The sequence below is a fragment of the Klebsiella sp. JN_Kp127 genome (genome assembly GCF_040062505.1).
GTDB lineage: Bacteria > Pseudomonadota > Gammaproteobacteria > Enterobacterales > Enterobacteriaceae > Klebsiella > Klebsiella quasipneumoniae.
Window position 1 is genome coordinate 37,375 of the sequence record NZ_JBEAHS010000039.1, and the last position, 21,896, is coordinate 59,270.

20 protein-coding genes are annotated in these 21,896 nt (G+C 57.6%); 9 read left to right on the forward strand and 11 right to left on the reverse strand.

The window, feature by feature from the left end:
- The first annotated feature begins 26 nt into the window (after positions 1 to 26).
- The gene (locus ABLV04_RS14730; protein WP_101993106.1) at positions 27 to 1,193 is read left to right on the forward strand and encodes an alpha/beta hydrolase-fold protein; all 1,167 of its coding nucleotides are present in this window, start codon (positions 27 to 29) and stop codon (positions 1,191 to 1,193) included.
- A gap of 163 nt (positions 1,194 to 1,356) precedes the next feature.
- Here ABLV04_RS14730 and yieH read toward each other — a convergent pair whose 3' ends face one another.
- Positions 1,357 to 2,022 (reverse strand): 6-phosphogluconate phosphatase, encoded by a 666-nt coding sequence (gene yieH / locus ABLV04_RS14735; RefSeq protein ID WP_180266317.1) that lies wholly within the window; start codon positions 2,020 to 2,022, stop codon positions 1,357 to 1,359.
- A 169-nt stretch (positions 2,023 to 2,191) separates the two neighbouring features.
- Between yieH and ABLV04_RS14740 the strand changes: the two genes are divergently transcribed.
- A complete protein-coding gene (locus ABLV04_RS14740) occupies positions 2,192 to 3,529 on the forward strand; it encodes an NCS2 family permease (protein ID WP_023291466.1) in 1,338 nt (445 codons plus the stop codon).
- A 45-nt stretch (positions 3,530 to 3,574) separates the two neighbouring features.
- Here the strand turns inward: ABLV04_RS14740 and ABLV04_RS14745 are convergent, their stop codons facing one another.
- The 10 genes from ABLV04_RS14745 to rpmH form a co-directional block, all read right to left on the reverse strand.
- The gene (locus tag ABLV04_RS14745; protein ID WP_023291465.1) at positions 3,575 to 4,141 is read right to left on the reverse strand and encodes an NADPH-dependent FMN reductase; all 567 of its coding nucleotides are present in this window, start codon (positions 4,139 to 4,141) and stop codon (positions 3,575 to 3,577) included.
- 36 nt (positions 4,142 to 4,177) lie between these two features.
- Positions 4,178 to 4,753 (reverse strand): phosphopantetheinyl transferase, encoded by a 576-nt coding sequence (locus tag ABLV04_RS14750; RefSeq protein ID WP_072096716.1) that lies wholly within the window; start codon positions 4,751 to 4,753, stop codon positions 4,178 to 4,180.
- 309 nt (positions 4,754 to 5,062) lie between these two features.
- Entirely contained in the window at positions 5,063 to 6,022 is a 960-nt protein-coding gene (yidZ, locus tag ABLV04_RS14755) for an HTH-type transcriptional regulator YidZ (RefSeq protein ID WP_180266316.1), read from the reverse strand.
- On the reverse strand, positions 5,991 to 7,175 hold the full coding sequence (locus ABLV04_RS14760; protein ID WP_044525103.1) for an MFS transporter: 1,185 nt from the start codon (positions 7,173 to 7,175) through the stop codon (positions 5,991 to 5,993). The genes yidZ and ABLV04_RS14760 overlap by 32 nt, the downstream gene beginning before the upstream one ends.
- Positions 7,176 to 7,274: 99 nt before the next feature.
- Positions 7,275 to 7,694 (reverse strand): GNAT family N-acetyltransferase, encoded by a 420-nt coding sequence (locus ABLV04_RS14765; RefSeq protein ID WP_023291462.1) that lies wholly within the window; start codon positions 7,692 to 7,694, stop codon positions 7,275 to 7,277.
- A 118-nt stretch (positions 7,695 to 7,812) separates the two neighbouring features.
- Entirely contained in the window at positions 7,813 to 9,177 is a 1,365-nt protein-coding gene (mnmE, locus tag ABLV04_RS14770; protein WP_023291461.1) for a tRNA uridine-5-carboxymethylaminomethyl(34) synthesis GTPase MnmE, read from the reverse strand.
- A gap of 122 nt (positions 9,178 to 9,299) precedes the next feature.
- Entirely contained in the window at positions 9,300 to 10,946 is a 1,647-nt protein-coding gene (gene yidC / locus ABLV04_RS14775; protein ID WP_023291460.1) for a membrane protein insertase YidC, read from the reverse strand.
- 2 nt (positions 10,947 to 10,948) lie between these two features.
- Positions 10,949 to 11,206, reverse strand: a complete 258-nt coding sequence (yidD, locus tag ABLV04_RS14780; RefSeq protein ID WP_004151536.1) for a membrane protein insertion efficiency factor YidD — start codon at positions 11,204 to 11,206, stop codon at positions 10,949 to 10,951.
- The gene (gene rnpA, locus ABLV04_RS14785) at positions 11,170 to 11,529 is read right to left on the reverse strand and encodes a ribonuclease P protein component (RefSeq protein WP_004151535.1); all 360 of its coding nucleotides are present in this window, start codon (positions 11,527 to 11,529) and stop codon (positions 11,170 to 11,172) included. The genes yidD and rnpA overlap by 37 nt, the downstream gene beginning before the upstream one ends.
- Positions 11,530 to 11,544: 15 nt before the next feature.
- Positions 11,545 to 11,685 carry a 50S ribosomal protein L34 gene (rpmH, locus tag ABLV04_RS14790; RefSeq protein ID WP_000831330.1) on the reverse strand — a complete coding sequence of 47 codons (141 nt, stop codon included), beginning with the start codon at positions 11,683 to 11,685 and terminating at the stop codon, positions 11,545 to 11,547.
- A gap of 621 nt (positions 11,686 to 12,306) precedes the next feature.
- Between rpmH and dnaA the strand changes: the two genes are divergently transcribed.
- The 7 genes from dnaA to ABLV04_RS14825 all read left to right on the forward strand — a co-directional run bounded on the left by dnaA (position 12,307) and on the right by ABLV04_RS14825 (position 21,858).
- A complete protein-coding gene (gene dnaA, locus ABLV04_RS14795; RefSeq protein WP_017899658.1) occupies positions 12,307 to 13,710 on the forward strand; it encodes a chromosomal replication initiator protein DnaA in 1,404 nt (467 codons plus the stop codon).
- A 4-nt stretch (positions 13,711 to 13,714) separates the two neighbouring features.
- Complete coding sequence (gene dnaN, locus ABLV04_RS14800) at positions 13,715 to 14,815, forward strand: DNA polymerase III subunit beta (protein WP_004145090.1); 1,101 nt, start codon at positions 13,715 to 13,717, stop codon at positions 14,813 to 14,815.
- 144 nt (positions 14,816 to 14,959) lie between these two features.
- Positions 14,960 to 16,033, forward strand: a complete 1,074-nt coding sequence (recF, locus tag ABLV04_RS14805; RefSeq protein ID WP_023291459.1) for a DNA replication/repair protein RecF — start codon at positions 14,960 to 14,962, stop codon at positions 16,031 to 16,033.
- 28 nt (positions 16,034 to 16,061) lie between these two features.
- Entirely contained in the window at positions 16,062 to 18,476 is a 2,415-nt protein-coding gene (gene gyrB / locus ABLV04_RS14810) for a DNA topoisomerase (ATP-hydrolyzing) subunit B (RefSeq protein ID WP_004202281.1), read from the forward strand.
- 200 nt (positions 18,477 to 18,676) lie between these two features.
- Positions 18,677 to 19,489, forward strand: a complete 813-nt coding sequence (gene yidA, locus ABLV04_RS14815) for a sugar-phosphatase (RefSeq protein ID WP_023291455.1) — start codon at positions 18,677 to 18,679, stop codon at positions 19,487 to 19,489.
- 150 nt (positions 19,490 to 19,639) lie between these two features.
- The gene (locus ABLV04_RS14820) at positions 19,640 to 20,722 is read left to right on the forward strand and encodes a hypothetical protein (RefSeq protein ID WP_023291454.1); all 1,083 of its coding nucleotides are present in this window, start codon (positions 19,640 to 19,642) and stop codon (positions 20,720 to 20,722) included.
- Between the two features lie 20 nt (positions 20,723 to 20,742).
- Positions 20,743 to 21,858, forward strand: coding sequence for a BamA/TamA family outer membrane protein (locus tag ABLV04_RS14825; RefSeq protein ID WP_167878735.1), 1,116 nt, complete (start codon positions 20,743 to 20,745; stop codon positions 21,856 to 21,858).
- Positions 21,859 to 21,896: the final 38 nt, after the last annotated feature.

A 21,896-nucleotide genomic window follows, 5' to 3' on the forward strand; every position in this document is an offset into this window, starting at 1 on the left:
ACGGACACAACGTAAGAGGAATAACGATGAAACGACATGCCATTTATTTCGCCCTCGCGCTGGCGGGCGCGGCGTTCACCATTCAGGCGGCACCGTTGCCAGCGGTGCCCGAGCCCTCCCTGCCGGTGAGCCACTTTATCACTCAGGTTAACGCGGATAAGAGTATCACTTACCGCCTGTTTGCCCCTGATGCCCGGCGGGTTTCGGTGGTGACAGGCGCCACGCCGGACACCTTTGTCTCGCACGACATGACCAAAGCGGACCACGGGGTCTGGACATGGAAAAGCGAGCCAATGAAACCCAATCTCTATGAATACTATTTTGATGTGGACGGCTTCCGCTCGGTGGATACCGGCAGCCGCTATCAGAAGCCGCAGCGTCAGGTGAACACCAGCCTGATTCTGGTTCCCGGCAGTATTCTGGACGATCGCCCGGTCGCGCACGGCGATCTGCGCACCCTTACCTATCACTCGAAGGCGCTCAATGCGGAACGGCGGCTCTATGTCTGGACGCCGCCGAACTATAGCGGCAGCGGCGAGCCGCTGCCGGTGCTCTATTTCTATCATGGTTTTGGCGACAGCGGGCTGTCGGCCATCGATCAGGGGCGTATTCCGCAAATCATGGATAACCTGCTGGCGGAGGGCAAGATCAAGCCTATGCTGGTGGTGGTCCCGGATACCGAAACCGACACCCCGGAAGCCATCGCGGAAAACTTCCCCCCGCAGGAGCGACGCAAAACCTTCTATCCGCTGAATGCGCAGGCGGCGGATAAGGAGCTGATGCAGGACATCATTCCGCTGATCGATGCCCGGTTTAACGTGCGTAAAGATGCCGACGGTCGGGCGCTGGCTGGCCTCTCTCAGGGCGGGTATCAGGCGCTGGTTTCCGGGATGAATCATCTGGAGAGCTTTGGCTGGCTCGCCACGTTTAGCGGCGTCACGACCACCACGGTGCCGAATGCCGGTGTGGAAGCGCAACTGAAACATCCTGAGGCGATCAATCAACAGCTGCGTAACTTTACCGTGGTCGTCGGGGAAAAAGATTCCGTGACCGGCAAAGACATCGCGGGTCTGAAAAGCGAACTGGAAAAACAGAAGATCAACTTTGACTATCACGCCTATCCCGGCCTGAACCATGAAATGGACGTCTGGCGCCCGGCCTACGCGGAGTTTGTGCAAAAACTGTTTAAATAGCCGGTGGGGGCGTCTAGCCCCCGCTTTCCGCGAGTGAAGAAAGACAAGATGAAAGTGATTGTGTCCGAAGATGATGAAGAGATAGCCGGTCGCCAGCCGTCCTGTTCTGGGCTAGAACATAGCGCTACCTGCCAACCGTCGCCCGGCTGGGCGACGCCGGGGGCTAGCGAGTGATATCCCAACCGCGCGCTTTCCACAATACCGGAAGCGCAGCCAGATCGGTAAAGGTCGTCACGTTGGGATGATCGATGGGCGGGTTGTGCGGATCGGCGCAGAAGTAGAACACCTCCATGCCGGCGGCTATTCCCGATTGTGCACCTGCCCTGGAATCATCAACCAGAATACAGTTCTCGACGTTAACGCTCATCGCCTTTGCGGCATGGAACATCAGCGCCGGATCGGGTTTCCAGCGCTGAATATCGTAGCCGCTGTATAACCGGTCAGCGAAATGGTGCAGCAGGCCGGTGCGGCCGAGAGAGTGTTGCATCTTACTGACCGGGCCATTGGAAACCACGCACATCGGGACGCTTACCGCATCCAGCAGCGCCTGGGCTCCGGCAATCACCTCCAGTTCGCTATCAAACAGGCGGGCGACTTCCGCACGGTAAATCGGCTCCAGAGTGGCCTTTTGCAGGTTAACGCTATGCTCGGCGTTGATGGTGTCGATTATTTCGTACAGCTTTACGCCTTTGAAGCGCTTAAAAATCTCTGCCAGCTCCAGCGTAATGCCAAATTCCTGGAACATATGCACGTAGGCGCGGGAGCAAATCACCTCGCTGTCGACCAGCGTGCCGTCACAGTCAAAAAATACTGCTTCTGGTTGAGTCATAGCCACTCCATATTAACAAGTTTAACGTTTTCGTCATGTCCAATGCCGCGACGCAATCGTTGCCGTATAAGCAAAATAAATGAAAAAAATTACCATACAACCGCGCCTGGTGCTGTAATTTGGTATAGGATAGCGTCGAATTTTCCCTCCTTACGTTCGGAAACCGATAATGAGTCAACAACAAACCAGCCAGTCTTCTGGCCAGGGTCTGCTGGAGCGCGTATTTAAACTGCGCGAGCACGGCACCACGGTGCGCACGGAAGCCATCGCCGGTTTCACCACGTTCCTGACGATGGTGTATATCGTTTTTGTTAACCCACAAATTCTTGGCGTAGCGGGCATGGATACCAGCGCCGTGTTTGTGACCACCTGTCTGATTGCCGCTTTCGGCAGTATCCTGATGGGGCTGTTCGCGAACCTGCCGGTCGCCCTGGCGCCGGCGATGGGCCTGAACGCCTTTTTCGCCTTTGTGGTGGTGCAGGCGATGGGCCTGCCGTGGCAGGTCGGGATGGGCGCGATTTTCTGGGGCGCCGTCGGCCTGCTGCTGCTGACGATCTTCCGCGTACGCTACTGGATGATCGCCAATATTCCGCTGAGCCTGCGCGTGGGCATCACCAGCGGTATCGGTCTGTTTATCGGTATGATGGGCCTGAAGAACGCCGGGGTTATCGTCGCAAACCCGGAAACGCTGGTCAGCATTGGTCATCTGACCTCCCACAGCGTGCTGCTGGGCGTGCTGGGCTTCTTTATCATCGCGATTCTGGCGTCGCGCAACATTCATGCCGCGGTTCTGGTCTCTATCGTGGTGACCACCCTGCTGGGCTGGATGCTGGGTGATGTACACTACACCGGTATCGTCTCGGCGCCGCCGAGCGTGACTTCGGTGATCGGTCATGTCGATCTGGCGGGCTCCCTGAATCTGGGCCTGGCCGGGGTGATCTTCTCCTTTATGCTGGTCAACCTGTTTGACTCCTCCGGGACGCTGATCGGCGTGACGGATAAAGCGGGTCTGGCGGACGCCAATGGTAAATTCCCGCGCATGAAGCAGGCGCTGTTTGTCGATAGCGTCTCGTCGGTGGCAGGCTCCTTCATCGGCACCTCGTCGGTAACAGCGTATATCGAATCCTCCTCCGGCGTTTCCGTGGGCGGGCGCACCGGCCTGACCGCCGTGGTCGTCGGTATCCTGTTCCTGCTGGTTATCTTCCTCTCTCCGCTGGCGGGGATGGTTCCGGCCTATGCGGCAGCCGGCGCGCTGATTTACGTCGGTGTGCTGATGACCTCAAGCCTGGCGCGCGTGAAGTGGGATGACCTGACGGAAGCGGTACCGGCGTTTATCACCGCGGTGATGATGCCGTTTAGCTTCTCGATCACCGAAGGCATTGCCCTGGGCTTTATCTCCTACTGCGTGATGAAAATTGGCACCGGCCGTCTGCGCGACCTCAGCCCTTGCGTCATTATCGTCTCGCTGCTGTTTGTGCTGAAGATTGTCTTTATCGATGCACATTAATCCGCACGTATGATGAAAAAGCCCGGCATCGCTGCCGGGCTTTTTTTATGCTTTAACCCGCTGAATATAGTCGCCAAAGGCAGTCAGCTGGCCGCGCAGATGGTCGAGGGTGCTCTGATCGACCACTTCACCCGACTGCGGATCCACTTTGTTCTGGATCACGCCACCCATAAATTCCGGTTTATTCATCACCATCGCATCGAGGAACACCAGAATCTGCCGCAGATGATACTGGCAGCGCGCGCCGCCGATGGCGCCCATAGAGCTGGTTTGAATCAGCACCGGCTTGCCGGACAGCGGCTGCTCGGGCAGACGTGAAAGCCAGTCGATGGCGTTTTTCAGGCCGCCAGGCACGGAATAGTTATACTCGGGGGTGACAATCACCACGCCATCCGCCTCGCGGATCTGCTGCGCAATCTCCTGCACGCTCTGCGGGAATCCCTCTTCCTCCTGAATATCAGCATCGTACAGCGGAATATCGCCGATCGACGGCAGCGCGGAGATGTGCATACCCGCCGGCGCGATGCCGGGCAGGGTACGCGCGACCATTCCATTAAACGACCCTTTACGCAGGCTGCCGAGTAACGTAACCACTTTCAAGGTATCTGACATGATTGCTCCTTTGGATCATGATGCCGGCAAGACCGGTCAATTGAGGGATAAGGTTTTTTCCGTGGGCAGACTGGTAAAGCGCATCAGGCGGGCTGAGGGTTCGCGTGCGCGGCGCTGAGCGTCCGCCAGGCTGTGCCAGTCGCCTCCCTTAGCATCATACTCCCAGACCTTCAGCGGGCCGATATTCGGGGTAGCGGCAATCGACCACACCAGCAGCGATTCGGCGTCACAGACGGCTTCGATCGGCAGGCTGCCGGCGGTACGCAGGCGGCCGGAGCCAGGCAGCAGCTGCAGCTGCGTTGATGTCTCACCGGTCAGCTTCAGCACGCTGCGGCGCAGCGCCACCAGCTGGCTGCGCGCTTCGTCCGGGTCATGCTGAATGTTAATCCACAGATTCTCATTGTTACTGAAATTTTGCCGGTCGGCGTCGTGGCTGCGAACGGCGCGCTGCAGCTCCATGTCGAGGCCGCAATCCCCCTCGGTGGTCAGCGCCACGCCAACGATATTGCCAGTATAAGAGATAGAGAAGCGGGGAAGGTGACGATCGCTAAAAACCGGTCTGCCATTGGCTTCGTTAACGATTTCAGGCAGCTCGCTGATGCCGTAAAGCATAAACAGCAGTTCGGCGAGCAGCGACCGCGAAGCGCGAAAGCGGGCTTGCCGGTATTCAGGGAGCCGACGTGCGGATTGATGACAGGCCGCTGACAAACGTGTCGATAGCGGCTCCCCGGTACTGAGTATCCCTCGTGCAAAATGCGTTGCCATACGTCGCTCCGTGAGTAATGGTCTGAATAAAACGGCGGGCGCTATTATCGCCTGGTATTAACAGGTTTTAATGCCGAAATCCCCCCTTGAAAAGGGAATTTGTTTGAATTTTACAAATTCTTGCGCAAATAAGGTGCTATGGGCACGAAACAAGGCTTACAGCGTACCGGAATAGAGCGCTTTCAGCGTATCTCTAAGCCAGACAAGCTTTGGGTTGTAGCTGTTGCGTTTATGCCATAGCAAGGTGAAGGGGACGCGAAGCTTTTCCAGATGCTGCGGCTCCAGCGGCAGCGGTCGGGAGACCAGCGGTAGCTGGTGCTGCTGATTATAGTGCTGGCAGTAGCGCGGCGCGGTGGCCAGCATGGTGTGCTGCGGCTGGGCCGCCATAAAGAGGGATTGCTCAAACCCCGGCACGGTCAGCGCCACGTTACGTTTATGCCCCAGCTCCTGCAGCACGTCGTCCAGCGCCCAGGTATCGCGTTGTTCCCAGCAGATGGTGATATGCGGATAGCGTAAGAATGCCGCCAGATCCCACTCATCCCTGAGCGCCGGATGATCGGCGCGCAGCCAGACCTGCGGCAGGTCGGTGAACAGCACATCAAAATCGATATACCACGGCAGCAGGCTTAGCAGCTCCCGCGACTGCGGATGGCTTTCGCGCCCGCAGAAGCCGATATCCACCTCGCCGCGAATGATGGCGTCCAGGGAGTCGTAGTCCCAGTTGCGCAAACGAATCAATGCCTGCGGATAGCGCTGATAGATGCGCTGGGAGAGGGTGTTAAACAGGATCATCAGCAGCGGCGTTTCCGCCGCCAGCTCGAACTTGAGGCCGCTCGGCATGGTGTGGTGCGGTTTATCGAGGATCTGGTTGCCCATCTGCATCCAGTCCGCCAGATCCTGCTCCATGCTGCTGACCAGCGGCGTGGGCGCCAGGCCCAGCGGCGTTTTGACAAACAGCGGATCGTCAAACCAGGCGCGCAGTTTGGCCAGCGACTTGCTCACCGCCGAGGGCGAAACGTTCATCCGCTTCGCCGTACGGGTAACGCTGAGCTCCTGGGTCAGGAGCTGCAGGCAGAGGAGTAAATTAAGATCGAGACTCGAAAGCGGCTTCTTCATCGTGTTGCGCAACCCGCGGCGGGGTGGCGACCAGTAGCAGAACAAGACTCACTATGCTACAGGCAATGAGTATCCCGATCAGCATATTCATTGCGCTGAGTCCGATGATAGCGGCGAGCCATATCCACAGCGACGAACCGCACACCTGCGCGATGCCGAGGACCGAGCTGGCGACACCGGCGCGCAGCGTGAATGGCCCCAGGGCCTGGCTCATCGCGACGCCGAAGCCGACGGAGAAGCCGGCGCAAATCATGCCCAGCCCGACCAGGGTGACGGCCTGGTGGGTGGCGAGGCTCAGCGCCACGCCTGCCGCCAGGAACAGCAGCTGCGAGGTTATCATCAGGGTGCGCGGTTTAAACAGCGACAGGGCGAACGGCGTCGAGAAGGAGACCGCCATGCTAACCATCGCCATCAGCGCCATCGTCATGGAATAGGTGCCGCGATCGAACCCCATTTCCTCCATCATCAGTACCGGCGAGACGTTCACGTAGGTGAGGATCGCCGTTACGCTGAGGGTGGTGATGAGAATGCGGCTGAGGAAAAAGCGATTCAACAGCGATTCGTCCGCGCCATGCTGCGGCATAGCCGTCTGCGGAGGCGCCGTCGGACGCGTCTCGCGCAGGATAAATACCGCCAGTAAACCCACCGTTACCCCCATGCCGATCATGGTGTAGAACAGACTCTGCCACGGGTATTTCAGCATGATCAGGTGGCCGAGCACCGGCGCCAGAACGGGGATGATGCAGGTAATGCCGTTGAGCAACGACAGCACTTTGGCCCGCCGACGGTCGTCCAGCGTATCGCGCAGAATAGCGAAAGCCACCACGTAGCAGCAGCCGGCGCCGATCCCCTGGATAAAGCGTCCGGTAAGGAAGTGGCTGCTGGTGTGCGCCTGCGCGCAGAGCAGGGAGGCGATAACAAAGATCGCCGCGCCCACAATGGCGACAGGCTTGCGCCCCGAGCGGTCGGCGATACGGCCAGCAAACAGCATCGCGGAGGCCATTCCGGCCAGATAGACCGAGAAGGCGATATGTAATTGCGCCTCGCTGGCTCCCAGATCCTGAGCAATACGCGGCAGGCCGACGAGATACATATCGATGCCGGAGGGATAGAGCAGAACCAGGGCAAAGCTGCAGAGAAGAAAGCGTGTCATGAGATCCTCGCGATGTGAATGGCGTTCAGCATAGTGAGATACGCTCCGCAAGACGAGTTGCCATTTGGACAACGCTATTTTCCTGGCAGGAAACGCGAACTAGCGGCCCCGGCGTCGCCAGACGCGGGCCATCCCTTCGCTTTCCGGCCGAACGCTTTCGAAGCCAAACTTCGCGTACAGCTCCGGAACATCCGCCACCAGCGTAACGTAGGCGCCGTCAAAGGCGTTCGCATCCAGCCAGGCGACCAGTTTCTCCATCACCAGCCGGCCAAGGCCCTTCCCCTGGTGAGCCGGATCGACGGCGACGTCGACAATGTCGAAATTAATCGCGCCGTCGCCGACGATGCGCCCCATGGCGATCGGCGTCTCCTGCCAGAGGATATGTACGCCATAACAGCTTTGCGGCAGCCCGGCTCTGGCGCCTTCTACGGGGCGCGGCGACATGCCCGCTACCACCCGCAGGTGGCAAAACGCTTCGGCGGAGGGCACCTTCTCGATCACGGTATATTCAACGGTCATGCTTTAGTCTCGTGGTTAGGGGGAGATAAAAGTAGAGAACGTTGCGCCGCAAAGGGCAAGAAAAAACCCGCATTAACGCGGCGCTAATGCGGGTGAGTGAACGTTTACGGACTAAACGTTATTTGCCGATACAGAAGCTGGAGAAGATGCGGCCCAGCAGGTCGTCGGAGGTGAACTCCCCGGTGATCTCGCTCAGCGCCTGCTGCGCGAGACGCAGCTCTTCCGCCAGCAGCTCGCCGGCCCAGGCGCCCAGCAGCTGGGCTTTGCCCTGCTGCAGATGGTTCGCCGCCTCTTCCAGCGCCTGCAGATGGCGACGGCGGGCGAGGAAGCCGCCTTCCATATTGGTATCGAAGCCCATGCTCTGCTTGAGGTGATTACGCAGCACCTCGACGCCTTCGCCGGTGCGTGCCGACAGGCGGATCAGTGAGTGGCCATTTACTTCGCTGATACCCAGCGCTTCGCCGGTAACATCGGCTTTATTGCGCACCACGGTAATCGGCAGTTTAGCGGGCAGGCGCTCGATAAAATCTGGCCAGATCTCCGCCGGGTCAACGGCGCTGGTGGTGGTGCCATCGACCATAAAAAGCACCCGGTCAGCCTGCGCAATCTCCTGCCAGGCGCGCTCGATGCCGATACGCTCCACTTCGTCATTGGCGTCGCGCAGGCCCGCGGTATCAATGATATGCAGGGGCATGCCGTCGATATGGATATGCTCGCGCAGCACATCGCGGGTGGTGCCCGCAATGTCGGTGACGATCGCCGCTTCGCGGCCCGCCAGGGCGTTCAGCAGGCTTGATTTACCGGCATTTGGCCGCCCGGCGATCACCACTTTCATCCCTTCGCGCAGCAGACTGCCCTGACGGGCTTCGGCGCGGACGGCGTCGAGGTCGACCATCACCTCGTTCAGCTGGGCTTCAATTTTGCCGTCGGAGAGGAAATCAATTTCTTCATCCGGAAAATCAATCGCCGCTTCCACGTAGATGCGCAGGTGAGTGAGCGCTTCCACAAGGTGGTTCACCCGCGCGGAGAACGCCCCCTGCAGCGAGTTCAGCGCCGAGCGCGCCGCCTGTTCTGAGCTGGCGTCGATAAGATCGGCGATGGCCTCTGCCTGCGCCAGGTCGAGCTTGTCGTTAAGGAACGCGCGCTCGGAGAATTCGCCCGGTCTGGCGATGCGCAGGCCCGGCAGGGTCAGAATACGTTTGAGCAGCAGGTCGAGAATGACCGGGCCGCCGTGGCCCTGTAGCTCAAGCACATCTTCCCCGGTAAAGGAGTTCGGCCCGGGGAACCACAGCGCAATCCCCTGATCCAGCGGCGTACCGTCAACGTCGTTGAACGGCAGGTAGTCGGCATAGCGCGGCTTCGGCAGCTTGCCGAGTACCGCCTGCGCGACGTCGCGCGCTTTGAGGCCGGAGATACGCAGGATGCCCACACCCCCGCGTCCCGGTGGGGTTGCCTGGGCGACGATAGTGTCGTTATGGCTCATGGTGACTCTCTATGTAGATGTAAAAAAGGCGGTCCATTGACCGCCTTCTCTGGCATTAACGTTACCGTAACTACTCTAAATTATCCAGGTCGCAGATGCGTTGGCTTGAAGAATGAAGAGTATCAGGATTTCTTCTTCTCGCGGCTATGCAGGCCACGCTTCTCCAGACCACGGTAAATCAGCTGCTGCTGGATAATGGTCACCAGGTTGCTGACGATGTAGTACACCACCAGGCCAGACGGGAACCACAGGAAGAACACCGTGAAGATGACCGGCATAAAGGTCATGATCTTCTGCTGCATCGGGTCGGTCACGGTGGTCGGCGACATCTTCTGGATGAAGAACATCGTCGCGCCCATGATGATCGGCAGGATGTAGTACGGGTCTTGCGCAGACAGATCGTGGATCCACAGGATAAACGGCGCATGACGCAGTTCTACCGAGGCGCTCAGCATGTAGTACAGCGCAAGGAAGATCGGCATCTGGATAATCAGCGGGAAGCAGCCGCCCAGCGGGTTCACTTTTTCCGCTTTATACAGCGCCATCATCTCCTGGCTTTGACGTTGTTTATCGTCGCCCAGACGCTCGCGCATGGCCTGAATTTTCGGCTGCAGCATACGCATCTTCGCCATGGAGGTGTACTGCGCTTTGGTCAGCGGGTACATGATGCCACGAACGATAAAGGTGATGACGATAATCGAGAAGCCCCAGTTGCCGAGGAAGCCGTGAATGAATTTCAGCAGCTTGAACAGCGGTTGGGAGATGAACCACAGCCAGCCGTAGTCGACGGTCAGATCCAGGTGCGGCGCGACGGCAGCCATTTTGTCCTGAATCGCCGGGCCGACCCACAGCGTGCTCTGCAGTTTGTCGGTTTGACCAGGCTGCACCAGTACCGGCTGAGATTTATAGCCGATAGCGACAATGCCGTTGCCGAGGTTGGCGGTGTAGAAGTTATTCGTCCCGTTATTCTGCGGCACCCACGCGGTGGTGAAGTACTGCTGCAGCATGGCAACCCAACCGTTTTTGGTGCTGACGTTCAGGTTTTCATTGTCCAGGATGGTATCGAATTTGTATTTTTCGTATTTCGAATCCGCGGTGGAGAACGCTGCGCCACGGAAAGTATGCATCGTGGACAGGCCGCCGGTCTGCGTATCGCGACTGGACGGCAGCGCGGCGGTCTGCTTCAGCTGACCGAAGGTCGAGACTTCCAGCGGTTTCTCGCTGGCGTTCTGCACGCTATAACCCACGTTCACCGCATAATCACCGCGTTTCAGGGTGAAGGTCTTGGTGAAGACGTTGCCGGCTTTGTCGGTATAGGTCAGCGGAATAACGATTTCGTTCTGGCCATCAGCCAGTACATACGCATCTTTATCAGCGTTATACAGCGGACGCGGGCCGTTAGCCGGGTTATCCGGGCCGTCACGACCGGTTAAGCCGCTCTGCGCCTGGTAGATAAACTGTGGCGTAGTTTCCAGTAACTGGAACGGTTCAGTCGATTTCAGCGCTTTCGGGTAAGCCGGAAGCAGCGCTTGCTCAACATCACCACCGCGGGTGTTGATGGTCAGATCAAGCACATCAGTTTTAACCGTAATCAGTTTCCCCTGGCCACTGGCCGGTACGCCCTGGTCGGCGGCGCTACCCGCTGCTGTGGTCGTAGTCTGCGTGGTCTGCTGCTGGGGTTGCGGATTTTTGTCCTGCTCCCAGGCTTGCCAGATCATGAAAGACACGAACAACAAAGCGATGATAAGAAGATTGCGTTGCGAATCCATCGTTAGTGTTCTCTGGTATCAAATGGTCCAGGCGGGACGGGATCGTCACCACCAGGGTGTAAAGGGTGGCATTTTAATACGCGTTTCATCGTCAACCAACTGCCTTTTATCACTCCAAACCTGCGTAAGGCCTCAATTCCGTATTGAGAACAGGTTGGGGTGAAACGGCAATGCGGCCCGAGTAGCGGACTAATCAGGCGCTGATAAACTCGAATCAGGCCGATCAGGACCCGCGAGCCAGGCGACAATGGCGGCGCCATAATTTTTCCAACGCTTCCGAGAGAGCACGGTTATCGAGGTCGGCAACCCCTCTTTTCGCCACCACCACGAAATCCATTGGCGGGAGTTCATGTTGACGCAAACGAAAACTTTCACGCGTCAGACGTTTAATCCGATTGCGTTCATGTGCGCGTTTCACGTTTTTCTTGGCGACGGTGAGACCGATGCGGGGATGCCCCAGCGAATTCAGGCGGCCGAGGATGGTGATTTGCGGCGTGCCAGCCCGTTGTGGCTGCTGGAAGACGAAAGTGAAATGACTGGGAGTTAACAAGCGTAACTCCCTGGGAAATGCGAGCTTAACCACGCAGGGTTAGCTTTATTACTTGGAAACGGTCAGACGAGCGCGGCCTTTAGCACGACGACGTGCCAGAACCTGACGACCATTTTTAGTAGCCATACGAGCACGGAAGCCGTGAGAACGGTTGCGCTTCAGTACAGACGGTTGAAAAGTGCGTTTCATGGCGATTTCTACCTAAACTTGAATAAATTCACTGACTTTTGCGTAGACCCGAACGAACTTCGAACGACTTACGCCTCAGCGTGGGTGATTAAAGAGGCCGGATTGTAATAATTGTACACTCCGGAGTCAATTCTCTTTCCTTATTTCTCGCACCTCGTCGCACAAAAAATAAGCTGAGACGCGTGACGAAAACGGGCATTACGCGCCGGGTGGGGGATTATACGGCCTGGCCAGTAAAGCGCAAGGATCCTGAAGGATCTTTGTTAGATCGTTTCCGCCCAAAAGCGGCATAGCTCATTAATTTTTCCAATATGCGGCGGAAATCGTGCTTCACTCTTCCCAGGATCGATTACACTTACCCGGTTTCGATCCTTCCTGTGGATAAATCGGGAAGAATCTGTTGAGAAACACAAGATCTCTTTCTCAGTTTAGGCTATGATCCCCGGTCCCGATCGCGATCCCCGGATCCGCAGCGGGAAATAACCGCAGATAGCGGTTCGCACGTCACCCCTTTTGTGCAGGGGCTTTTCGGCTAATGCAGGGTCTTGTCGACGTGTGCCAACAATCACGATTGTTTCAGTTTTTCTTTGATATCGATTTTATGTTCGAGTGGAGTCCGCCGTGTCACTTTCGCTTTGGCAGCAGTGTCTTGCCCGATTGCAGGATGAGTTACCAGCCACAGAATTCAGCATGTGGATCCGCCCATTGCAGGCGGAACTGAGCGATAACACGCTGGCACTGTATGCGCCAAACCGTTTTGTGCTCGACTGGGTAAGGGACAAATACCTCAATAATATCAATGGACTCCTCAATGATTTTTGCGGTGCGGACGCCCCGCAGCTGCGTTTTGAGGTGGGAGCTAAGCCCGCCAGCTCGCTGCAGAAAGGGGCGGTAAGCCCGGCCGCAGCGACTATCCCGGCGGCGCAGGTGCAGACCGCGCGCGTGGCGCCGACGATCGTGCGCCCTGGCTGGGATAATGTCCCGGCGCCGGCGGAGCCGACCTACCGTTCTAACGTTAACGTGAAACACACGTTTGATAACTTCGTCGAAGGTAAATCTAACCAGCTGGCCCGCGCGGCGGCGCGTCAGGTGGCGGATAACCCGGGCGGCGCCTATAACCCCCTGTTCCTCTACGGCGGAACGGGTCTGGGTAAAACCCACCTGCTGCACGCGGTGGGGAACGGTATCGTGGCGCGTAAACCGAACGCCAAAGTGGTCTATATGCACTCGGAGCGTTTCGTTCAGGACATGGTTAAAGCGCTGCAGAACAACGCCATCGAAGAGTTTAAGCGCTACTACCGATCCGTTGACGCCCTGCTGATCGATGACATTCAGTTCTTCGCTAATAAAGAGCGATCCCAGGAAGAGTTTTTCCACACCTTCAATGCCTTGCTGGAAGGTAATCAGCAAATCATTTTGACCTCGGATCGTTATCCCAAAGAGATCAACGGCGTTGAAGATCGTCTGAAATCCCGCTTCGGCTGGGGGCTGACGGTGGCGATCGAGCCGCCGGAGCTGGAAACCCGCGTCGCGATCCTGATGAAAAAAGCCGATGAGAACGACATCCGCCTGCCGGGCGAAGTGGCGTTCTTTATTGCCAAGCGCCTGCGCTCAAACGTGCGTGAACTGGAGGGGGCGCTGAACCGCGTTATCGCCAACGCCAACTTCACCGGCCGGGCGATCACTATCGATTTCGTGCGCGAAGCGCTGCGCGATCTGCTGGCGCTGCAGGAAAAACTGGTCACCATCGACAATATTCAAAAGACGGTGGCGGAGTACTACAAGATTAAGGTAGCGGACCTGCTGTCCAAACGCCGCTCCCGTTCGGTGGCGCGTCCTCGCCAGATGGCGATGGCGCTGGCCAAAGAGCTGACCAACCACAGCCTGCCGGAAATCGGCGATGCGTTTGGCGGCCGCGACCATACCACCGTGCTGCACGCCTGCCGCAAGATTGAGCAGCTGCGTGAAGAAAGCCACGACATTAAAGAAGATTTTTCCAATTTAATCAGAACATTATCCTCGTGACGCTATGAAATTTACCGTAGAACGTGAACATTTATTAAAACCGCTGCAACAGGTGAGCGGTCCGTTAGGTGGTCGTCCGACGCTGCCCATTCTCGGTAACCTGCTGCTTCAGGTCGCGGACGGCGCGCTGTCGCTGACCGGTACCGATCTTGAAATGGAGATGGTGGCGCGCGTGGCGCTGGTTCAGCCGCACGAAGCGGGCGCCACCACCGTTCCGGCGCGTAAATTCTTTGATATCTGCCGCGGCCTGCCGGAAGGCGCGGAGATCGCGGTGCAGCTGGAAGGCGATCGCATGCTGGTGCGTTCCGGCCGCAGCCGCTTCTCGCTGTCGACCCTGCCCGCTGCCGACTTCCCGAATCTTGACGACTGGCAGAGCGAGGTGGAATTTACCCTGCCGCAGGCGACCATGAAGCGTCTGATCGAAGCGACGCAGTTCTCGATGGCGCACCAGGATGTTCGTTACTACTTAAACGGTATGCTGTTCGAAACCGAAGGCAGCGAACTGCGCACCGTCGCAACCGACGGCCACCGGCTGGCGGTCTGTTCGATGCCGCTGGAAGCGTCGCTGCCGAACCATTCGGTGATCGTGCCGCGTAAAGGGGTGATTGAGCTGATGCGGATGCTCGACGGCGGTGATACGCCGCTGCGCGTGCAGATCGGCAGCAATAATATCCGCGCCCATGTCGGCGATTTTATCTTCACTTCGAAGCTGGTTGATGGCCGTTTCCCGGATTATCGCCGCGTACTGCCGAAAAATCCGGATAAACACCTCGAAGCGGGCTGCGATATTCTGAAGCAGGCCTTTGCCCGCGCGGCGATTCTCTCCAATGAGAAATTCCGCGGCGTGCGGCTATACGTTAGCGAAAATCAGCTGAAAATCACCGCCAATAACCCGGAGCAGGAAGAAGCGGAAGAGATTCTGGACGTGACCTACGCCGGCACGGAGATGGAGATTGGCTTCAACGTTAGCTACGTGCTGGATGTGCTGAACGCGCTGAAGTGCGAGAATGTGCGCATTCTGCTGACGGATTCGGTGTCGAGCGTGCAGATTGAGGATGCGGCTTCACAAAGCGCAGCCTATGTTGTCATGCCTATGCGCTTATAGAAAATATCGGGCTATCTTACTTGCCATTTTCAACCTGGGCTGTGCTCGTCCCTGTCACGTACTTCGTGTACGCTCCAGGGTCTGCGCGCAGTCCGCGTTGAAACTGGCTGCGCCGATTACGCCCTGGCCCGAAGAAACCCAGATATGTCACTGACGCGCTTACTTATCAAAGATTTCCGCAATATTGAACATGCGGATCTCGCTTTATCTCCCGGCTTTAACTTCCTGGTTGGCGCGAACGGCAGCGGCAAAACCAGCGTGCTGGAAGCCATCTACACGCTCGGCCATGGCCGGGCGTTTCGCAGTTTGCAAATTGGCCGGGTGATCCGCCACGAGCAGGAGGCCTTTGTTCTGCATGGCCGTCTGCAGGGCGAAGAGCGGGAAACCGCCATCGGCCTGACCAAAGACAAACAGGGCGACAGCAAGGTGCGTATCGACGGCACCGACGGCCACAAAGTGGCGGAGCTGGCGCACCTGATGCCGATGCAGCTGATTACGCCGGAGGGGTTTACTTTACTCAACGGCGGCCCCAAATACAGAAGAGCATTCCTTGACTGGGGATGCTTTCATAACGAAGCCGGATTCTTCACCGCCTGGAGCAACCTGAAGCGCCTGGTCAAGCAGCGCAACGCCGCGCTGCGTCAGGTCAGCCGTTATGCCCAGCTGCGGCCATGGGATCTGGAGTTAATCCCGCTGGCGGAGCAGATCAGCCGCTGGCGTGCCGAATACAGCGCCGCTATCGTCGAAGACATGGCGGATACCTGTCAGCAATTTTTACCGGAATTCTCGCTCTCTTTCTCCTTCCAGCGCGGCTGGGAAAAAGAGACCGACTACGCTGAAGTGCTGGAGCGGAATTTCGAGCGTGACAGAATGTTAACCTATACCGCCCACGGCCCGCATAAAGCGGATTTCCGTATTCGCGCCGACGGGGCGCCGGTGGAAGATACCTTGTCGCGCGGGCAGCTTAAGCTGCTGATGTGCGCCCTGCGTCTGGCGCAGGGCGAGTTCCTCACCCGCGTCAGCGGGCGGCGCTGCCTGTACCTGATAGATGATTTTGCCTCGGAACTCGATGATGCCCGCCGCGGTCTGTTATCCAGTCGCCTGAAAGCGACGCAGTCGCAGGTTTTCGTCAGCGCCATCAGCGCTGAGCACGTTATGGACATGTCGGACAAAAATTCGAAGATGTTCCGCGTGGAAAAAGGTAAAATAACGGATTAACCCAAGATTAAATGAGCGAGAAACGTTGATGTCGAATTCTTATGACTCCTCCAGTATCAAAGTCCTGAAAGGGCTGGATGCGGTGCGTAAGCGCCCGGGTATGTATATCGGCGACACGGATGACGGCACCGGTCTGCACCACATGGTATTCGAGGTTGTGGATAACGCTATCGACGAAGCGCTCGCGGGTTACTGCAAAGATATCGTGGTGACCATCCACAGCGATAACTCCGTCTCCGTCCAGGATGACGGCCGCGGCATCCCGACCGGCATTCACCCGGAAGAGGGCGTCTCCGCAGCGGAAGTTATCATGACCGTCCTGCACGCTGGCGGTAAATTCGATGATAACTCCTATAAAGTCTCCGGCGGTCTGCACGGCGTAGGCGTCTCGGTGGTTAACGCCCTGTCGCAGAAGCTGGAGCTGGTTATCCAGCGCGATAACAAAGTGCACAAGCAGATGTATGAGCACGGTGTGCCGCAGGCGCCGCTGGCCGTGACCGGCGAGACCGACAAAACCGGCACCATGGTGCGTTTCTGGCCGAGCCTGGAAACCTTCACCAACGTCACCGAGTTTGAATACGATATCCTGGCGAAACGCCTGCGCGAACTGTCGTTCCTGAACTCCGGAGTCTCTATCCGCCTGCGCGATAAGCGCGACGGCAAAGAAGATCATTTCCACTACGAAGGCGGCATCAAGGCGTTCGTTGAGTATCTCAACAAGAACAAAACGCCGATCCACCCGAATATCTTCTATTTCTCTACTGAAAAAGACGGTATCGGCGTGGAAGTGGCCCTGCAGTGGAACGACGGCTTCCAGGAAAATATTTACTGCTTTACCAACAACATTCCGCAGCGTGACGGGGGGACTCACCTTGCCGGCTTCCGCGCGGCGATGACCCGTACCCTCAACGCCTACATGGACAAAGAGGGCTACAGCAAAAAAGCGAAAGTCAGCGCCACCGGCGACGACGCCCGTGAAGGCCTGATTGCCGTGGTATCGGTGAAAGTGCCGGATCCGAAGTTCTCCTCGCAGACCAAAGACAAGCTGGTCTCCTCCGAGGTGAAATCGGCGGTTGAGCAGCAGATGAACGAACTGCTGAGCGAATACCTGCTGGAAAATCCGTCCGATGCGAAAATCGTGGTCGGCAAAATTATTGACGCCGCGCGCGCGCGCGAAGCCGCGCGTCGTGCCCGTGAGATGACCCGCCGTAAAGGCGCGCTGGATCTGGCTGGCCTGCCGGGCAAACTGGCGGACTGCCAGGAACGCGACCCTGCGCTCTCCGAACTGTACCTGGTGGAAGGGGACTCCGCGGGCGGCTCTGCGAAGCAGGGGCGTAACCGCAAGAATCAGGCGATCCTACCGCTGAAGGGCAAAATCCTCAACGTTGAGAAAGCCCGCTTCGACAAGATGCTCTCTTCCCAGGAAGTGGCCACGCTGATCACCGCTCTGGGCTGCGGCATCGGCCGCGATGAGTACAACCCGGACAAACTGCGCTATCACAGCATCATCATCATGACCGATGCGGACGTCGACGGCTCGCACATTCGTACCCTGCTGTTGACCTTCTTCTATCGTCAGATGCCGGAGATCGTCGAGCGCGGCCATGTCTATATTGCTCAGCCGCCGCTGTACAAAGTGAAGAAAGGCAAGCAGGAACAGTATATTAAAGACGACGAAGCGATGGATCAGTATCAGATTGCCATCGCCCTCGACGGCGCCACCCTGCATACCAACGCCAATGCACCAGCGCTGGCGGGCGAACCGCTGGAAAAACTGGTTGCTGAGTTTAACGCCACCCAGAAAATGATTGGCCGCATGGAGCGCCGCTTCCCGAAAGCGCTGCTGAAAGAGCTTATCTATCAGCCGACCCTGACCGAGGCCGATCTGGCGGACGAACAGAAGGTGACCCGCTGGGTGAACACACTGGTCTCCGAGCTGAATGAGAAAGAGCAGCACGGCAGCCAGTGGAAATTTGATCTCCATGAGAACAAAGAGCTGCAGCATTTTGAACCGGTTATTCGCGTTCGTACCCACGGCGTGGATACCGACTATCCGCTGGATAATGAGTTCATTATGGGGCCGGAATATCGCCGTATCTGTACCCTGGGCGAGAAACTGCGCGGCCTGATGGAAGAAGATGCTTACATCGAGCGCGGCGAACGCCGTCAGCCGGTAGCCAGCTTTGAGCAGGCTCTGGACTGGCTGGTGAAAGAGTCCCGTCGCGGCCTCTCTATCCAGCGCTATAAAGGTCTGGGCGAGATGAACCCGGATCAGCTGTGGGAGACCACCATGGATCCGGACAGCCGCCGTATGCTGCGCGTGACCGTCAAGGACGCGATTGCCGCCGACCAGCTGTTCACTACCCTGATGGGTGATGCCGTTGAACCGCGTCGCGCGTTTATCGAAGAGAACGCCCTGAAAGCGGCGAATATCGATATCTAAGCCGTGTGTTCCCCCGGCGCGAGTTTGACCGGGGTAACGGAATGTCTGAGCCCGGTCGCATAGCGCGACCGGGCTTTTCTTTGCCAGTAAAAGGGGAATCCTCTGCTGCGGTTCCATCCCCCTTTCTGGCCGACACTTTTACTGTTTTTTGAGCGGAATCGCGTTAGCATGAGGGAAGACTCATCTTACCCGGGGATCCTATGGCTATTAAACTGATTGCAATTGATATGGATGGCACGCTGCTGCTGCCCGATCACACTATCTCTCCCGCCGTTAAAAACGCCATTGCCGCCGCCCGTGAAAAAGGGGTGAACGTGGTGCTGACCACCGGCCGCCCTTACGCGGGTGTCCACAGCTATCTGAAAGAGCTGCATATGGAGCAGCCGGGTGATTACTGCATCACCTACAATGGCGCGCTGGTGCAGAAAGCCGGGGACGGCAGCACCGTCGCACAAACCGCGCTGAGCTATGACGACTATCGCTTCCTCGAACAGCTCTCCCGCGAAGTCGGCTCCCACTTCCACGCGCTCGATCGCAATACGCTGTATACCGCGAATCGCGATATCAGCTACTACACCGTGCATGAATCCTATGTGGCGACCATCCCGCTGGTGTTCTGCGAAGCGGAAAAGATGGACCCTGAGATCCAGCTGCTGAAGGTAATGATGATCGATGAGCCGGCGATCCTCGACAAGGCCATCGCCCGTATCCCGGCGGAAGTGAAAGAAAAGTACACCGTGCTGAAAAGCGCGCCTTACTTCCTCGAAATACTGGATAAACGCGTCAATAAAGGCACCGGCGTGAAGTCGCTGGCCGATGCGCTGGGTATCAAACCGGAAGAGATTATGGCGATAGGGGATCAGGAAAATGATATCGCGATGATTGAATTTGCCGGCGTCGGCGTGGCGATGGATAACGCCATTCCGGCGGTCAAAGAAGCGGCGAACTTCATTACCAAATCGAACCTCGATGATGGCGTCGCCTTCGCTATTGAAAAATACGTTTTAGCGTAAGCTTCCTTCAGGTCCGGCGTTCGTCGGGCCTGTCTTCTCTTTTTTCATGAACAGATGTTAATCCGCATTTAAATCCCTTATTCCGCACAGGGGATTCTATAAGCTACCCGCCCTCTTTTTTTGCAATTCAGAACTAACATCAGATTTTTCATGAATAAACGCCATTATTTGATGTTGGTTACGCTGCCATTCGCCTCTGTTCAGATCTGCGCGGCCGCGGAACCAACAACGCCGCTTGAGCCGGCGTACGCCTATCACGGCGCCGAGCCCGCGGATCTGCCGGCGCCAGAAAGTCGCCAGCCTGCGGCGACAGCATCGTCCTCGCTACTCCCTTTGCTAGGCGACGAGGCCAGAAAGCGTGGCTACGTCCTGCCGCTGCCGTTTGGCGTCAGCATTAACTATATGGATATGCGGCAGAATATTAATGTCGACAGCATTAGCTTCACCGGCCTGTCGCTGGACGGCCGCAATATCGATTGCGGTAAGGATCCTGTTTGCAAACGCGCCGTGAAGCACATTTTCGGAAATGGGCCGGTCTCGCTGGACAACGCCTTCCAGATTGGCGTCGGTAATACGCGGGAAAGCAGCAAAACCGAGACGCTCAAGCTGGATGCCTGGCTGCTGCCGTTTATGAATGTTTATGGTCTCGTCGGACACACCGAGGGGCACTCCATTTCGCAGATTGCCGTCGGGCTGAAGGGGCCGAACGGCAAAGTGGTGCCGATGCCGGGGATGCAGGACCTCGACTTTCGCCTCGATTTTAAAGGCACCACCTATGGGATGGGCACCACGCTGGTGGGCGGCATCGGCAACTGGTTTACCGTACTGGACGCTAACTACACCCAGACGCGCTTTGATATCCTCGACGGCAGCATCGATGCGTTTACCTTTTCGCCGCGCGTAGGCTATCGTTTCAATACGCCATCGGTCGATGCGCTACATCTCCCGGCCGGAAAGTTGAATCTATGGGTCGGCAGCATGTATCAGGACGTGCAGCAAGAGTTTAAGGGTAGCCTTAACGATCTCTCGATGCCGTCGCCGATGCTGCAAAACATGGTCAACCTGGCCAACCAGGACAATCATGGCCGCTTTGATGTGAAACAGCATCTGCAGTCGCCGTGGAACGTGCTGGTGGGAGCGCAGTATGAGCTGACGCAGAATTTTAATATCACCACGGAGTTTGGTTTTGCCGAGCGTAACAGCTTCTTTATCTCCGGCGAGTATCGCTTTTGAGCCGACCGCTTAACCCTGTTCTGTTGCTTCTGACATGGGCGCTATGCGCGCCGGTCCAGGCGCAGGCCATCAGCCGCGAGCAAATCGACGGCTGGCTGCAGCATCTCGGCGCCAGCGATGAATTCGACGCCAGCAAAGGCATTGACTGGGGCGTGATGCCCGGTCCGTTCTATACGCCGGAGTTGGGGCTGGGCATCGGCACTGCCGTCGTCGGTCTCTACCGTCCCGATCCGCAGGATACCACCAGCCAGAATTCCACGCTGACGCTCAGCGGCTACGCCAGCTCCACCGGCGCCTTCGGCCTTAGCGTGAAAAACTACGCTTTTTTTGACCACGACCGATGGCGAATTTTTGTTGATGGATCGATGGCCAACACCCCGACGTATTTCTGGGGACAAGGCTTTCATGCCGGCGATAAAGACAACGAAAAAGAGAAATATACCGCCCAGGTGCTGACCCTGCGCCCGACGGTCTACCGGCAGCTTATCGACAATGTTTATCTCGGCGCCGGATGGTCGCTGGCGGCGCAGAATGCCGATGAGATGGACCATAACGATCTGCCGAAAATTGAAAATACCCCGCAGGGGCCGTCGGTATTCAGCTCGGGCGCCAGCGTCGCGCTCAACTGGGACGATCGCGACTTCGTCCCCAATCCGCGCCGGGGTCAGTATGCCAACTTCCGTTACACCCACTATGCGTCCGGCTTAGGCAGCGATACCCGCTTTGACGAATTTCAGCTGCACTATAGCCATTATCATGCCCTCAGCGAGAAGAGCGTCCTCGCCTGGGAGGCCGATGGCGCTTTCACCCAGGGCGATGTGCCGTGGAGCATGATGCCCCTGCTGGGCAGCGATGAGCGGATGCGCGGCTACTATCAGGGGCGTTATCGCGACAAAAACGTCGTTAGCAGCCAACTGGAATACCGCCGGCAGCTCACCTGGCGACACGGGATTGTGGCCTGGGCCGGGGCGGGAACCATGGGGCCATCCATGGATTCCCTGAATGACGGACGCTGGCTGCCTTCGGCGGGCGTCGGCTACCGCTTTGAATTCAAACCTCGCGTTAACGTTCGCCTCGACTACGGTATCGGCAAAGGCAGCAGCGGCTTTTACTTCCAGGTCGGCGAAGCGTTTTAACGCGTCCTCCCCTTCTTTTTCTCTCTTATCGCCTCTTG